This window comes from Halobellus sp., from assembly GCF_042218505.1.
Classification (GTDB): domain Archaea; phylum Halobacteriota; class Halobacteria; order Halobacteriales; family Haloferacaceae; genus Haloquadratum.
The window spans coordinates 116,906-130,818 of the sequence record NZ_JBDGQZ010000026.1 but is presented as its reverse complement, the minus strand read 5'-3'; the positions used below and the strand labels follow the sequence as shown (position 1 = coordinate 130,818).

Below are 13,913 nucleotides of genomic sequence, written 5' to 3'. Positions count from 1 at the left end.
TCACTCAGTCCTCGACAGAGACGAGTTTCATCAGCGGGTAATCGTCTTTCATCTCCATCGCCGTACGGACGGTTACGTCCGCGTACTCGACCCGCATCTCGACGTCGAGAAACCGACCCGTGAGTTCGGTGTAGTCCGCCGACTGTGACGCGAGTTCGTCGGCGATGCGGTCGGTCCGGACGTCGACCGCGACGTCGGCGCAGTGGGGTTGGTTCTCGATTGCCTCCGCCATCGCCCGCCCTATGCTCTCAGCACTATCGGGGCTGACGGGTGTCCCCGCGAACTGGTGGTAGAGCGATCCGAACTTGATTCCAGCCTCGAAACACGCGTGCTCGACGTCAGTTGGCATACTTATCTTTCGTTCGCAGTCCCAAAGGAGGTTTCGAGAGCCGGGCAGGACGGCCTCGCGTGAGTCGTGTTGTCATTCTACAGGGACGAATCGGACGTTTCTTGACCTCCCTGTACGGAGAGTGGGCTGAATGGACGAACCGGTTCTTCTGACGGGGGCGGTCGGACGGGTCGGGCAGGCCATCCTCCAGCACATCGGGGCGGACTACGAGTGGCGAGTGCTGGACCGCGCGCCGATGTCGTCGGCGAAGCGCCCGGAGGGGATCGACGCGAGCGACATCTACGTCGGGGACGTCACCGATGCGGGCGACGTCCGGGAGGCGATCGACGGCTGTCGGGCCGTCATCCATCTGGCGGGCGATCCACGGCCGGAGGCGCCCTGGGACAGCGTGCTCCAGAACAACATCGACGGAACGCAGACGGTGTTCGAGGCCGCCGTCGGAGCGGACGTCGAGAAGTTCGCGTTCGCTTCCTCGAACCACGCTGTCGGCGCGTACGAGACGGAATCGCGGACGCCGGACCTGTACCGCCCCGACCACGAGTACCGGCTCGACGGGACCGAGTCGCCGCGGCCGAGCAACCTCTACGGCGTGAGCAAAGCCACCGGCGAGGTGATCGGGCGATACTATCACGACCACCACGACCTCTCGGTCGTCAACGTCCGGATCGGGAACCTCACCGAGGGCCACCCGCCGATCGATTACGAGCGCGGGCAGGCGATGTGGCTCTCCTACCGCGACTGCGCGCACCTCTTCGAGCGGTGTCTCCTGGCCGACTACGAGTACGAGACGATCTATGGGATCTCCGATAACGACCGGAAGTACTACTCGATCGAGCGCGCGAAAGAGGTGCTCGGGTACGATCCTACAGACAACTCCGCCGAGTGGGACGGCCACGACCACGTTGACGGCGAGCGGTGAGGAGTCGGGGTCGTGAGCGACGCTCGCCGGAGGCGCGAAGCAGCCGAACCCACGTCAGTACGTCGGGTCGTAGTCCACACACACCTCGGCGAGGAACGCTTCGTGGACCGTGTCCACGTGCTTGCTCGCAGTGTTCTCATTTCGGCGCGTTTCGTAGATCCGGCGAATCTCGTCGATGTGCTCCAGAAGCCTGGCTTCCGAGATCAGATAGGTATTCAGTAGATGATCGAGCGCGGCGACGAGGTCCCGCTTGTCACCGTCGCCGCGTGCCGATTCGACGGCCGCCCGCTCGAGATCGGCGAGGTCGTCTTCCAACGCCGCTGAATAGTTCATACGTCCCAGGCATCGTGTGCCTGGATCTCTTCGCGTATCGCCTCGCAGCCCTCCGCCGATCGGAGTTCGAGCGCGTCGACCACCTGCGAGCGCGTCTGTCGATCGGCGACGCTCGTTCCGTCGGGAGTCTCGATGCGAAACGTGGGCGTCGTGGATCCGAGGAGATCCGAGCCGGACGATTCCTCTACGACGGTCGGAAGCGCCCCGTTCATAGCAAGGACACGAACGAGTTCGCCCCGGCCCTCGTTGAGCGCGTCTTTGATGTCGTCTTGGACCACCATAGCCGAATGGACGTACGCGTCGGGATTCGTATCAGTGTTTTGTCCGCTGTACTCACTCGAACAGGCCGTCGACGTCGCGCTCGCGGCTCCGCTGGCGCTGGACGTGCGCCGAGAGGCGGTCGTAAACGACTTCTCGCCCGTCGCGGTCGGCGGCGAAGTCGAACAGCATACCGACGAAGCCACGCGAGCGAGCGCTGGCGACTCCAGAGGGCGAGTCGTCGTCGCCGAGTTCGCCGCGCGCGTACCGGATCGCGTCGTCGACAATCGCCGCATCGAACGCCTCGTACTCTTCACCGAGGAGCGCCGCGACGGACGCGAGATGCTCGAACGACAGGTCCACAGGGGTGAGGGCGTCTCCCCCGTATCGAAGCGATAGCGGTCGGCGGCGCTCGGCGAATTCGGGGTCGGCCGCGAGACGGCGGAGGTGCGTCCGCACGGCGTCGACGTTTACCCCTCGGTGCTTGCCGCCCAAATCCGAGAGGTACGCCGCGGCACTCTCCGCAAGTCCGTGTGCGCCGCTCCAGTTGCGCAGTCGCGCGTGATGCGTCGCCGCAGCGTACTGGATGAGTCCATGGAGCAGGCGCTCGTCGGCCGTTCCGGATTCGAGCGCGAGCCACGGCTCCTCCCAGGCTTCGTGCGCGGCGCGGTGATCGCCGGCGTTGAACGCGGCGATACCAACTCGGAGAGCGCTCTCCACGAACGCTCGTCAACGGTGCGGAGATAAATACCCGGCGTCCGGCGGAGCGAGCGGTGACGAATTTATCCGCCTGCAGGCCCTCTATGCAACTGAACAGCCAATGACTGACCGTGTCCCCACCCCGCTCCGGAGACAATGACCCGCTCGCACGTGACCTGCCTCGACTGCGGTACGGAGTTCGTCCGCCCTACCGGCTATCAGGGGAACTACTGCCCCGAGTGCCACGAGGCGTGGGCCGCCGAGGCTGAGGGCCGAGAGGACGCCGAGCCGCGACGACTCGGCGGCCGGAGGACGCCTTCGGTTCGACATCGCGACGACGAGGAGGCCGACGCTCCCCCGCGGTACGATGAACGCGACGAATGACGGTCTGGACGACGAACTCACACACTTCTTTTTTCCTGCTGAGCCGGTGCTGTGTCGAGCGTTGGGCTGCTCGGTGAATCGGTCGAGAGACCCCTTCCAGTCAGAATAGCGTTCGGGACGACTGAGCGAATCGAGAGGCGATCAGTCCTCAGACAGTCGTGCACGGGCGATGGTGGCTTCAGATACGCGTGTCTCCGAGAGGACAGCCTCTCGGAGGTCCGTCCCGCTGAGATCAGCCCCGCGGAGATCCGCCCGCGAAAGGTCCGCACCGTACAGGTCTGCGTCCGAGAGATCAGCACCACGCAGATCAGTCGCTGAGAGGTCAGTTCGACGCAGACTGAGCCCTGCCACGGGGATACCAAAGAGGGTCGCTGCAGCGAGATCGGCGTCCCGCAGGTCCGCCCCCGAAAGCTGGGCCTCGCGGAGGTCCGCCCCGGAGAGATCGGCGCGTTTCAGGTCCGCGCCCGAGAGCGTCGCACGGAACAGGTCGGCGCCGGAGAGGTCGGCGTCGCGGAGGTCAGCGTTGGGCCGGATGGCGTCAGCTGTAACCGTATCGTCATTGGGGATGTGGAACGGGCCATCGCTCATACCCGCAGTTACGGTGGAACGGGGTATGTATGCTCCCCCGCTTGTCGTCCCGGAAATCCGGATCGTGGATGGCTGTAGAGCCGTGATCGCGTCCTGACGGAGTCCACGCGAGAAGACCGGCGTGGGCCTGTCAGGAGTGACCGAAATGAGTGGACGGACTTGCTGGCCGCTGCTGGCGAGTCAGTTCTCGAATGAAGTGAGCGTCCTGACGGAGATTTGAACTCACTCGCTCCTATCGGTCGCTCGCTGCTCAAATCTCCTCGTTGGCGTTTCTGCGAGACACGGACTCCTCGCTGAGTTCGTCGTGTGGTGTCTCGCAGAAACGTCCTGACGGAGATTTGAACTCCGGTCCCTGGCTCCGCAAGCCAAGAGGATAGTCCACTACCCTATCAGGACTCACGTTTTCGTACTGCGGGTTCACTTATCAGGGTTACGATACGGGGAGGCCGCGGCACCGACACGCACGGGTGAACAGCGGGGTCAGTGTGAGGCGAAAGGGGTCGTTTGACTCTCCGGTACCGCTTTTTATACGAGCCCCGTCGGAACAGATATGCGCCGTCGAGCGGTCCTCACGGACGTCGCCGTTGGACTCACTTCGATACTGGCTGGTTGTGCCGGGAGCGCCGACGGCAGGGCAGACGAGGCAGACAGTCCGGCGACGACCGACAAGACAGAGACACCGATGACATCAGACCCAACCGACGAACCGGACGGAAACGCAGGCCTCGTCAGTGGGAGCCTCGTCCCGCGCGAGGAGTGCCCGAAGCCCGGCGACGCGACGGTCCAGCTCGAAGCCGAATCGGCCGCCGTCCGTGGCTGCGTCGTCGGGAGAAACGGGTGTACCGTCCCGCGGTTGCAGGACGTAACTTTCGATTCCGAGACGGGCGTGGCGACCGTCGTCGTCGCCAGCTTCGAAGAGCGCGACGAGAATGAGGCCTGCACTGAGGCGCTCGTGAACCTCGGCTACGAGGCCCAGGTCGATACCGGGGGCGCGACGCTGGTCGGCCTCAAAGTCGTCCACGACGACGTGGATGGGCGACGCGTCGTCGCGGACGTGATGCGGTGAGGTGAAGCCGAACGTTCATATCCGAAGGCGGGACCACTACCACTGTGTCTCGACGACGAACCGAGGGTCGAACCGCAAGACCGCGGGCTGAGCCCGCCCAAATCGAGGAGCGAGCGACCGCCGACAAGACAACGCTTAAGCGGCGCCCTACCGTGGCTGTGGATATGCCCGTTGCCGTATTCGCTCGACCCGCCGGGTTCGCGTTTGGACCCGCGGGTCACCGGGGGGGTGTCGCGTAGATGGGTGCCATCGAGGAGGTGTACGATGACCTCGACACTGACGTGGAGTTCGAGGAGTTCGAGGCCGCCGTCGAGGACAAAGTCGAACAGATGGGCGGCCTCGCCGACGAGGAGACCGCCGCGATGCTGATCGCTCACGAACTCCGCGACGAGGAGGTTGAGGGTATTGCTGACATCGCGCCGGGGATGGACGACGTGAAGTTCCTCGCGAAGGTGATGCAAGTTGGCGAGTTGCGGACGTTCGAGCGCGACGGCGAGGACGACGACGGCCGGGTCGTGAACGTCGAGGTCGCCGACGAGTCGGGCCGCATCCGGATCACGATGTGGGACGATATGGCCGGAGACGCCGTCGAGCGCCTCGAATCCGGGCAGGTGCTCCGCGTCGCCGGCCGCCCGAAAGACGGCTACAACGGCGTCGAAGTCGACGTCGATAAGGTCGAGCCCGCACCGGACGCTGACGTCGACGTAGACACCCAGGACACGTACCGGGTCGAGGACCTTTCTTTGGGACGCTCGGACGTGAACCTCGTCGGACGCGTTCTCAGCACCGACACCGTGCGGACGTTCGACCGTGACGACGGCTCAGAAGGCCGCGTGTCGAATCTGACGTTGGGCGATCCGACCGGCCGGATCCGCGTGACGCTGTGGGACGAGAAAGCCGACCTGGCTGCCGAGTTCGAATCCGGCGAGTCCGTTGAAGTCGTGGACGGCTACGTCCGCGAGCGCGATGGGACCCTCGAACTCCACGTCGGGAATCGCGGCGCAGTCGACGCGGTGGATGAAAAAGTCGAGTACGTGCCAGACACGACCGATATCGGCGCACTCGAGATGAGCGAGACCGTCGATATCGCCGGCGGCGTCATCGAAACCGACCCCAAGCGGACGTTCGACCGCGACGACGGCTCCGAGGGACAGGTCAGAAACGTCAGGATCAAAGACCAGACAGGCGACGTCCGGGTCGCGCTGTGGGGCGACAAGGCCGACCTCGACATCGACCTCGCCGACTACGTCGTCGTCACCGACGCCGAAATCCAGGACGGCTGGCAGGACGATCTCGAGGCCTCCGCCGGATGGCGGTCGGCGGTCAGCGTTATGGACGACGCTCCGGGTGACAGGCCGGACGCCGGCGGGTCAACGGGCACTGGGGAGGCTCAGTCCACCGGTCTCGGCGCGTTCGCGGACGGTGACGAGTCCAGAAGCGCCGGATCGGTATCGAGCGCCGACGGCCCAAGCACGAACCGGAGTGCTGGCGGGAACGCGGCCGCAGCGGTGGCCGAGCGCGCAGGAAACGACGGTGCCGACGGGGAACAGCCCACCGAGACGTTCACAGGGACCGTCGTGCAGGCGGGCAGTCCGGTCGTGCTCGACGACGGGACCGAGACGCGGAGCGTCGAAACCGACGAGTCGCTGCGACTGGGCGAAGAAGTGACCGTCAGCGGGCCCGCCGACGACGGGACGATCAGCGCGACCGAGGTCGAGCGGACGAGCTGAGCGGCACCGGCCGCTTCGGCAACGCGGGTTGCGTGGGCGTTCGTCGAAGTAGCGGGCGTCACAGTAGCGCTACGGAAAGGATTATACCCCGGTCGAACAGGATATAGTGGTAATGAGTGTCGAGTTGCCGTTCGCCCCCGTGGACGACATCATCCGACGGAGAGCCGGCGACCTCCGGGTCAGTTCCGGGGCAGCAGAGGAACTCGCTCGCCGCGTTCAAGAACACGGGGCGACGCTCGCCGCCGACGCCGCCGAACGAGCGGCCGCCGACGGTCGGAAGACGCTGATGGCCGAGGATTTCGACGTCCAACAGGTCGTGAGCCGGCGTGACCTCGAACTGCCGATTGCGCCGATCGACCGTATCGCCCGCCTGAATATCGACGACCGCTTCCGCGTCTCGATGGACGCCAGAATCGCGCTGGCGGATATCCTCGAGGACTACGCCGACAACGTCGCGAGTGCTGCTGCGACGCTCGCGCGACACGCGGACCGTCGGACGGTTCAGGCCGAAGATATCGAGACGTACTTCGCACTCTTCGGGTAGCGATGCAGTTCGGCTACAGCGAGACCTGTCTCGCACACGACACCGGCGAACGTCATCCCGAGACGGCCGACCGACTCCGGGCGATCAAGCGGGCGCTCACGAAGCGCCACGGCGTCGAGTACGTCAAGGCCGACCCCGCGACTGACGAGTCAGCCGCGTCTGTCCACGTGGAGGACTATATCGAGGAGATCCGCGAGTTTTGCGAGAACGGCGGCGGCAACTGGGATCCCGACACCGTCGCCTCCGAGGACACCTGGGACGCTGCGCTCGCCGCTGCAGGGCTCGCACAGTGGGCCGCCGAAGAGGCCGTTTCGGGAGCCAGCGGCCGGGACACGCCGTTCTCGATCGGCCGGCCGCCAGGACACCACGCCGTCGCGGACGACGCGATGGGCTTCTGTTTCATCAACAACGCAGCAGTCGCCGCCCAAACGCTCCTCGACGACCCCGATGCCGACGTCGATCGGACGGTCATCTTCGACTGGGACGTCCACCACGGCAACGGCACACAGGACATCTTCTACGACCAGAGCGACGTCCTCTACGCGTCGACCCACGAGGAGGGGCTCTATCCCGGAACCGGCGAGGTCACCGAGACCGGCGTTGACGACGGCAAGGGCTCGACACTGAACGTCCCGCTCGGGGCCGGTGCCGGCGACGAGGACTACCTGCTGGTCGTCGAGGAACTCCTCCGACCGGTGGTCGAACAGTACGATCCGGACCTCTTCATCGTCAGCGCCGGCTTCGACGCGCATCGCCACGACCCCATCTCGCGGATGCGCGTCTCGACTGAGGGGTACGCGCTTCTGACCGATCGAGTTCGCTCGCTCGCCGATGACGTCGACGCGGGACTCACCTTCGTGCTCGAAGGGGGTTACGGCCTCGATACGCTCTCCGAGGGCGTCGCAATCGTTCACGAGACGTTCGACGGACGGACGGCGATGGAACCCGACGGCGAACCGGACGAGACGACCGAACGGCTCGTCGACGACGTCCGCGACGCGCACGACATCGACGGGTGAGTGGGCGACGAGGCGTTCTCTCGGCGGCATCGGGCTGAAAGGGCGGTGGCGGCGTCGTTTCCCGTGAAGGAGGGTCGCAGAGGCGCGTCAGTCCGAGTCGCTGGGGTCGGTGTTGCGGACGACCAGCACCGGGCGATCGACCTTCTGGACCACCCGCGTCGGCACGTCGCCCAGAATGTGTTCGATCAGCGATGGGTCGGTCTCGCCGATGACGAGGACGTCGTGCTTCGCCGCGGCGTCGATGATGTCGTCAGCGGGCGACTCGCTCTCGACGATCCCGGTATCGACGCGGTCGGCGGCGACGCCCGCATCGACCAGATGGTCAACCGCGCCGTCAAGGAGCGTGCGCCCGACTGAGATGTCTTCGTCGCCGGTGGGGACGGCGTGAAACAGTGTCACCGTCGCCTCGCTCTCCTCCAGCAGCGTCCCGACGACAGCGAGGATGCGGTCGATGTTCGCGTCGCCGCGGATGGGCACCAGGACCCGTCCGACGGGGCGCACGTCCCGGGGGACGACGATGACCGCCGCGTCGTAGTCGTCGGCCACGCGGTCGATCGTCGTCGAGCGATCGGGGGTGAACACGACGAGCGTCTCGACGTCGGTTTCGGCGGGGAAGTCCGCGGCGACGTCCTCGATGCGCTCGATCGCGTCGGACTCGTACTCGTCTCGCATTTGCTCGGGAGTGACCTGATCGGGGACGGGATACCAGCCGACCAGTACGACCGTCGCCGATCATCAGTGCCTCCTTCAGGCCGAGCGTCCGCTCGAGTTGCGTTTCGGTCTCCGGTGCCATCGCATCTTCCAATGCAAGCGACGGCTAAATAACTGCGTCCCGTCCGTTCAGGGTCGCGGGTCGAAATACGTCGCAAACGAGGTCCCGAACGACGGCGCGAGTTCAGCAATCTCGGTCCCGGCGAAGACCTCATAATCGTCTTCCAGTGCGGTCTCGATCTGTGCGCCGAGCCCGACCCCGAACAGCCGCTCGGAGTTCAAGAAATTGACCGCGTCGGTGAAGTCGCGCCCGCGCTCGACGACGTATCGGTCGCCCTCGATGAACGGCCCGTACGGTGCCGCTCCCGACTCGTCGGCGCGCTCGGCGTAGGCCCCATAGAAGCCTTCGGCGTGCTGGCGGACCTGAACAGGCGGGCCGTCGTGGCGCTCGATCGCCGGCAGGGAGCGGTGAGCCAGTTCGACGAGCAGGACGGCTCGGTCGTCCGCGAACGCCGTCGCGCGGATCGGTCCAAAGCCGCGGCGGTCGAGCGCGTCGCGGACGCCCGACAACGACTTCTTGAGTTGAGGGTACAACTGATCGTCAACGATGTCGGGGGCGTCGAAGACGAGTGCGACGGGGACCGTCCCGCGACGGTCGACGTGCGCCCGAACGGCGTCGGCGTCGAGCGGTTCAGGCGACCGCGGTTCGAAGGGATCTATGCTCGGTGCGTCGAGGAAGGCCCGCGCGTGGTGCTGGAGGCGGGCGACGTTCTCGGTTGCACAGACTGCGGCGACGTTCCGATCCGGATCAGTGGGGTCCACCACCACGAGTGGGTCGTCGTGATCAGTGCTCCCGTGGTCCTCGGGATCGAAGAAAACCGGCGGATGCCAGTCGGCGGCCGCGTCGAGGAGCGTCTTGAACCCGCCGGCTTCGAGGACGAGCAGTTCGGCGAGATAGCCCGAGAATCCCCGCGTTTTCAGGTCGCTGCCGTACGCGCCGATCCCTTTCAGGAACTGTTTGAACACCCGGACCTCGCCGGCGAGGTCGTCGTCGATCCGCTCCCGGAGGTAGGCGTTGTGGTGCGGCGTCCGGTCGACCGCCGACTGGAGCGACGCTCCGTCGTCGACGTCATAGCAGGGAACGAGATCGACGTCGAACCCCTGGAACTCGCCGGTGACGTAAGGGTGTTCGGCGTACTCCTCGTGGCCGTCCGGCAGGACGGCGTTCCCGACTTCGAGGCCGTAGCGTTCCAGCGTCTGCCGGTCGAGCGAGGGCGAAAAGCGGACGAAGAGGTCGATATCGCGGTCCCCTGCGAGCCAGGTGCCCCGGGCAGTCGAACCTACCTGGACGATGTCAGCGTCCACAGACAGCGTGTCGAGTTCGGCGCCGACTCGCGAGGTGAGCGCCGCCACCGCGTCTCGCATCGCCTCGCGCTCGGCCACTTCGGGCGTGACGCGCTCGCGGATCGTCTCTATCACTCGTCGTCGGTCCTCGGCGTCGGCCATCGTTACCGCGGTTTTGCGAGGCGGCGGCGAAAGGGTGTCGGTCCAGCGGCCGAGGGAGTCGGCGGCCGGTCTGATACCTCACAGTACGGTGAAAACGAAAGCCCTATCATAGTACCTCGGTCTACGAACGAGTGCGTACAGTAAGCCGTCGTAGCTCAGTTGGTAGAGCACCTCGCTGTTAACGAGGTGGTCCCAGGTTCGAGCCCTGGCGACGGCGTGGCCCTTTTGTTGTCGTTCTTTCTCATACCTGGTGAGCACCGAAGTCACACATATACCGCCGCCGCCCCTACGTGTGTCCGTGTCACGACATCCGGAGACGCCAGCCAGCGGACCGTCGACGACGGCAGTCGATGGAGACGAAGCGCAGCGGACGACGACGGCGACGGAGGAGCGGAATGCCCCGCTTTCGATCGACGTCGACGAGTTGGAACTGACGTACGGCGACGGGACCGAGGCGGTCAGCAGCGTCGATATGTCGATCCCCCGCGGGGAGTTCTTCGGTTTCCTGGGTCCGAACGGCGCGGGCAAAACGACGACGATCAAGGTACTCGCGACGTTGCTGTCGCCGACGGCGGGCGAGGTCCGGGTCAACGGCTTCGACGCCCGCACCGAGGGGCGAAAGGTGCGGTCGTCGATCGGCTATATGCCCCAGGAGACGAGCATCGATCCGGAACTCACCGCCCGCGAGAACGTCCGCTTCGCCTGTGAGGCCTACGGCGTTCCGCGGGGCGAACGGGCCGACCGAACCGACGAGTTGCTCGATCTGGTCGACCTCGTCGACGTCGCCGACAAGGAGGCAGAGGAGTTCTCCGGCGGGATGAAAAAGCGACTGGACGCCGCGACGGCACTCGTTCACGAACCGCCGCTGGTCTTTCTCGACGAGCCCACGACCGGCCTCGATCCGAAGGCGCGCAACCGCCTGTGGGAGTACTTCCGTCGGATCAACGACGAGGGGACGACGATCTTCCTGACGACACAGTACCTCGAAGAGGCCGACCAGCTCTGTGACCGTCTGGCGGTCATCCTCGACGGGGAGATCGTCATCGAGGGGACGCCCGCCGAACTGAAACGGGAGGTCGGCGGCGAGGTGCTGGATATCGACGTCGCCGGCGACGCCCAGGCCAAGACCGCGGCAATCGCGCGCGACTTCGAGCCCTTCGCCGATGCGACCGTCGAGGCGACCGACGAGGGCATCAGCGTGACCGCGCGGTCGGCCCGCCAGCACGGCACTGACTTGCTCGTCGCCCTCAGGGACGCGGGCGTCACGGTCACCGGGTTCAACGTCCGGGAACCGACGCTCGACGACGTCTTCCTCGCGATCACCGGCGAGCCACTCGACGAGGAGACGCCCGACGAGGAGGGCGGGTCGTGAGCGCGCGCGAGGATCGAGCGGCCGGCGGCGGTGTCGGCCCGTCCGTCGAGCGCTCTACGAACACGTTCCTCGGCGACGTCTGGGTCAACTTCAAGCGCTGGAACCGCAAGGCCGTCCGCAACCCATTCGTCCTCGTCATTTCGCTCGTCCAACCGATCATCTTCCTGTTCCTCTTCACCGAGGTGTTCGGCACTGTCGCCGGCGACGCCGTCAACCGCGGGATTCCGGGCATCGCCTACGAGACGTACCTCGTCCCGGCGATCGCGATCCAGGTGGCGCTGGCGGCCGCCGTCACCTCCGGCGTCGGTCTGGTAAACGACATCGAGAACGGAATGTTCGAGAAGGTGCTCGTCTCGCCGATGAACCGGGCGGCCGTATTCGCGGGGAAGACCGCCGCCGAAGTGTTCCGGATCGCCGTTCAGGTGTCGATCATCCTCGGACTCGGCGTCCTCCTGGGAGCCGAAATCGCGACCGGGGTCGTCGGCGCCGCCGGGATCGTCGCGGTCGGGGTGCTGTTCTCGCTGTGGTTCGTCGCCTTCTCGAACGTGCTGGCGGTCGTGACGCGCGATCAGGAGTCGACGATCATCGGCGCGAACCTGCTGCAGTTCCCCCTGCTGTTTCTCTCCAGTGCGTTCCTCCCGCTGTCGGTGTTGCCGCCCTGGATCCAGACGTTTGCCGCGCTGAATCCCGTCACGTACGGCGTCGATGCGGCGCGAGCGCTGATGCTCGACCGCGACGTGATGATCGTCGTGGAGACGTCGGTGTTCGAGGGCGCGTTAAACGCCGTGATCCCGGGCGTCGCCGTCCTCACAGCACTGGCGATCGGCCTGGGAGCCGTCGCGGTGACGCTCCTCTCGCGGGCGACCAGTTCGGACGTGCAGTGAGCCGAGAAGAAGAAATATCTTATTTCTGTAATAGTATGCTATAGATAAGTTATCTTATGTGATATGGATTTTCAGAGTTGTTTCTACGAACCCCGATATCCGCTGTAAATCTATTTCGCACAGAAGATAGCGATATTGTACTATCTCGATAATTGATTGCTTTCAGATAGTTCGACGCCGAGAGAGGATTCAGGACTCGTGGGGAGTCGGTGCCACGAACTGCCCGTCTTCGAACTCGATGGGGGTGGCCTCGGCTGCGACCCGGAGATCGTCGCGTTCGCGGGCTTCCGCGAGGAGAGCGGGCGAGGCGTACATCCGATCGAGGCGCATCGTGTCCGTCACCCGCAGGACACGGGCGTCCTCGGGGCTGACGACGCCGCCGGTCGAGAGCGCGACGAGCAGGCCGGCCCGGTCGGTCTCGACGACCGGTGGGAGCCGCACCCCGCGGACGGTGCTGGCCGTGATAGCGTTGATCAGCGTCTTGTCGGGTTCGAGTCCTGTGAGGACGTCCTCGTGGACGACGTCAGCGGAGCCCATCCCCATCGCGTTGCCGTGAGTCGTCTCGGTGAGGCCGCGGGTGAAGATCCGCTTGATCTCGGGCGTCTCCGGGGCGGGTTCGTTGATCGCGAACGGCCGGCGACCGATCACGTTCGTGTCCATCCCCTGCCCGCTGACGTCCTTGCCCATCCGGTCGATGACGACGGCGTCGAGTTCGTCGAACGGCAGCGTCGGCATCAGTTCGTAGGCCGTCTCGAGGAGTTCGGCTTCGCGGTCGAGGAACCCCTCGGGTCTGATCCCCTCGATTATCCCCGTGTCGTCGTGCTGGTCCTCGACGATCGCGACGCCGCCGGCGACCGGGAGCTCGGCGAGGAGTCGCTCGGTAATCTCGGGGATCATCTCCCGGAGGCTCCAGTCGACGGCCCAGTCGTGGGCGATCTTCGCGCCGCGCTGCTTGCCTATGCCGATCACGAGCATCTTCGAGAGCCCGCTCTCGACTCGTCCGTCGAAGTCGGTGTGCGGCTTGACGCGGTTGACCGGGAGGATCGCGTCCGCACCCGCGGCGTTCGCGTCGGCCACGACGGCGACGTCGCGCTCGTCGGTGCGTCCGATCTCGACGACGTCCATACTCGACCGGATCTCACAGCCGACGCTCGACTCGGTGACACCCAGCGCTGCGAGTTTCGCTCGCTGGCCCTCACCCGTCGCGCCGCCGTGGCTCCCCATCGCGGGAAAGACGAACGGCTCGTAGCCCAGGTTCCGGACGGCGGCGACGACGCCCGCGACGATTGTCGAGAGGTTGGCGATGCCGCGACTCCCCGCGCCGACGGCGACCTCGCCGCCGTCGGGGACGCCGGACCAGTCGAGGGACTCGACCGCCTCGCGCGTCGCCGCCTCGAGGTCGACCGGGGCGATTGGGTCGGTCTCCCACACCTGCTCGACGACGCCCATCTCGGGCAGCGACTGGTCGCCGGTCGTCTCGCGAACAACCGTCTCGGGCACCGAGAGCGAATCCCGTTCCATACCCGCTGTGGTTCCGGTGCGCGTATAAAC

At 65.8% G+C, this 13,913-nt stretch carries 16 protein-coding genes and 2 tRNA genes; 9 read left to right on the top strand and 9 right to left on the bottom strand.

Going from position 1 to position 13,913, the window contains the following annotated elements; all coding sequences use genetic code 11:
- Positions 1-4: 4 nt before the first annotated feature.
- Entirely contained in the window at positions 5-349 is a 345-nt protein-coding gene (locus tag ABEI27_RS08905; RefSeq protein ID WP_375799047.1) for a dihydroneopterin aldolase family protein, read from the bottom strand.
- Positions 350-479: 130 nt separating this feature from the next.
- On the opposite strand from ABEI27_RS08905, the gene azf reads away from it, so the two are divergent.
- Positions 480-1,268, top strand: a complete 789-nt coding sequence (azf, locus tag ABEI27_RS08900; protein WP_375799046.1) for an NAD-dependent glucose-6-phosphate dehydrogenase Azf — start codon at positions 480-482, stop codon at positions 1,266-1,268.
- Between the two features lie 54 nt (positions 1,269-1,322).
- Here the strand turns inward: azf and ABEI27_RS08895 are convergent, their stop codons facing one another.
- The 3 genes from ABEI27_RS08895 to ABEI27_RS08885 are packed head-to-tail and all read right to left on the bottom strand — an operon-like array spanning position 1,323 to position 2,579.
- Positions 1,323-1,601: a hypothetical protein gene (locus ABEI27_RS08895; RefSeq protein ID WP_375799045.1), complete on the bottom strand. Its 279-nt coding sequence runs from the start codon at positions 1,599-1,601 to the stop codon at positions 1,323-1,325.
- Complete coding sequence (locus tag ABEI27_RS08890; protein ID WP_375799044.1) at positions 1,598-1,882, bottom strand: hypothetical protein; 285 nt, start codon at positions 1,880-1,882, stop codon at positions 1,598-1,600. Before ABEI27_RS08890 ends, ABEI27_RS08895 begins: the two co-directional genes overlap by 4 nt.
- Positions 1,883-1,934: 52 nt before the next feature.
- Positions 1,935-2,579, bottom strand: coding sequence for a DUF309 domain-containing protein (locus ABEI27_RS08885; RefSeq protein ID WP_375799043.1), 645 nt, complete (start codon positions 2,577-2,579; stop codon positions 1,935-1,937).
- Between the two features lie 135 nt (positions 2,580-2,714).
- On the opposite strand from ABEI27_RS08885, the gene ABEI27_RS08880 reads away from it, so the two are divergent.
- The gene (locus tag ABEI27_RS08880; protein ID WP_375799042.1) at positions 2,715-2,942 is read left to right on the top strand and encodes a hypothetical protein; all 228 of its coding nucleotides are present in this window, start codon (positions 2,715-2,717) and stop codon (positions 2,940-2,942) included.
- A gap of 141 nt (positions 2,943-3,083) precedes the next feature.
- Here ABEI27_RS08880 and ABEI27_RS08875 read toward each other — a convergent pair whose 3' ends face one another.
- On the bottom strand, positions 3,084-3,530 hold the full coding sequence (locus tag ABEI27_RS08875; protein ID WP_375799041.1) for a pentapeptide repeat-containing protein: 447 nt from the start codon (positions 3,528-3,530) through the stop codon (positions 3,084-3,086).
- Between the two features lie 323 nt (positions 3,531-3,853).
- Positions 3,854-3,926: transfer RNA gene (locus ABEI27_RS08870), tRNA-Arg, on the bottom strand.
- Between the two features lie 154 nt (positions 3,927-4,080).
- Between ABEI27_RS08870 and ABEI27_RS08865 the strand changes: the two genes are divergently transcribed.
- The 4 genes from ABEI27_RS08865 to ABEI27_RS08850 all read left to right on the top strand — a co-directional run bounded on the left by ABEI27_RS08865 (position 4,081) and on the right by ABEI27_RS08850 (position 7,889).
- Positions 4,081-4,596, top strand: coding sequence for a hypothetical protein (locus ABEI27_RS08865; RefSeq protein WP_375799040.1), 516 nt, complete (start codon positions 4,081-4,083; stop codon positions 4,594-4,596).
- A gap of 239 nt (positions 4,597-4,835) precedes the next feature.
- Complete coding sequence (locus ABEI27_RS08860) at positions 4,836-6,326, top strand: single-stranded DNA binding protein (RefSeq protein WP_375799039.1); 1,491 nt, start codon at positions 4,836-4,838, stop codon at positions 6,324-6,326.
- Between the two features lie 112 nt (positions 6,327-6,438).
- A complete protein-coding gene (locus ABEI27_RS08855) occupies positions 6,439-6,870 on the top strand; it encodes a histone (protein WP_375799038.1) in 432 nt (143 codons plus the stop codon).
- 2 nt (positions 6,871-6,872) lie between these two features.
- Positions 6,873-7,889, top strand: a complete 1,017-nt coding sequence (locus ABEI27_RS08850) for a histone deacetylase family protein (RefSeq protein ID WP_375799037.1) — start codon at positions 6,873-6,875, stop codon at positions 7,887-7,889.
- Positions 7,890-7,976: 87 nt separating this feature from the next.
- Here the strand turns inward: ABEI27_RS08850 and ABEI27_RS08845 are convergent, their stop codons facing one another.
- Both ABEI27_RS08845 and cca read right to left on the bottom strand, forming a co-directional pair.
- Positions 7,977-8,561 carry a universal stress protein gene (locus ABEI27_RS08845; protein ID WP_375799036.1) on the bottom strand — a complete coding sequence of 195 codons (585 nt, stop codon included), beginning with the start codon at positions 8,559-8,561 and terminating at the stop codon, positions 7,977-7,979.
- A 168-nt stretch (positions 8,562-8,729) separates the two neighbouring features.
- Positions 8,730-10,106 carry a CCA tRNA nucleotidyltransferase gene (gene cca / locus ABEI27_RS08840; protein WP_375799035.1) on the bottom strand — a complete coding sequence of 459 codons (1,377 nt, stop codon included), beginning with the start codon at positions 10,104-10,106 and terminating at the stop codon, positions 8,730-8,732.
- A gap of 144 nt (positions 10,107-10,250) precedes the next feature.
- Here cca and ABEI27_RS08835 point away from each other — a divergent pair.
- The 3 genes from ABEI27_RS08835 to ABEI27_RS08825 all read left to right on the top strand — a co-directional run bounded on the left by ABEI27_RS08835 (position 10,251) and on the right by ABEI27_RS08825 (position 12,362).
- Positions 10,251-10,323 (top strand) — tRNA-Asn (locus ABEI27_RS08835).
- A 192-nt stretch (positions 10,324-10,515) separates the two neighbouring features.
- Complete coding sequence (locus ABEI27_RS08830; RefSeq protein WP_375799089.1) at positions 10,516-11,478, top strand: ATP-binding cassette domain-containing protein; 963 nt, start codon at positions 10,516-10,518, stop codon at positions 11,476-11,478.
- Complete coding sequence (locus ABEI27_RS08825; protein ID WP_375799034.1) at positions 11,475-12,362, top strand: ABC transporter permease; 888 nt, start codon at positions 11,475-11,477, stop codon at positions 12,360-12,362. Before ABEI27_RS08830 ends, ABEI27_RS08825 begins: the two co-directional genes overlap by 4 nt.
- A 189-nt stretch (positions 12,363-12,551) precedes the next feature.
- Here ABEI27_RS08825 and ABEI27_RS08820 read toward each other — a convergent pair whose 3' ends face one another.
- The gene (locus ABEI27_RS08820; protein WP_375799033.1) at positions 12,552-13,883 is read right to left on the bottom strand and encodes a DUF362 domain-containing protein; all 1,332 of its coding nucleotides are present in this window, start codon (positions 13,881-13,883) and stop codon (positions 12,552-12,554) included.
- Positions 13,884-13,913 lie beyond the last annotated feature (30 nt).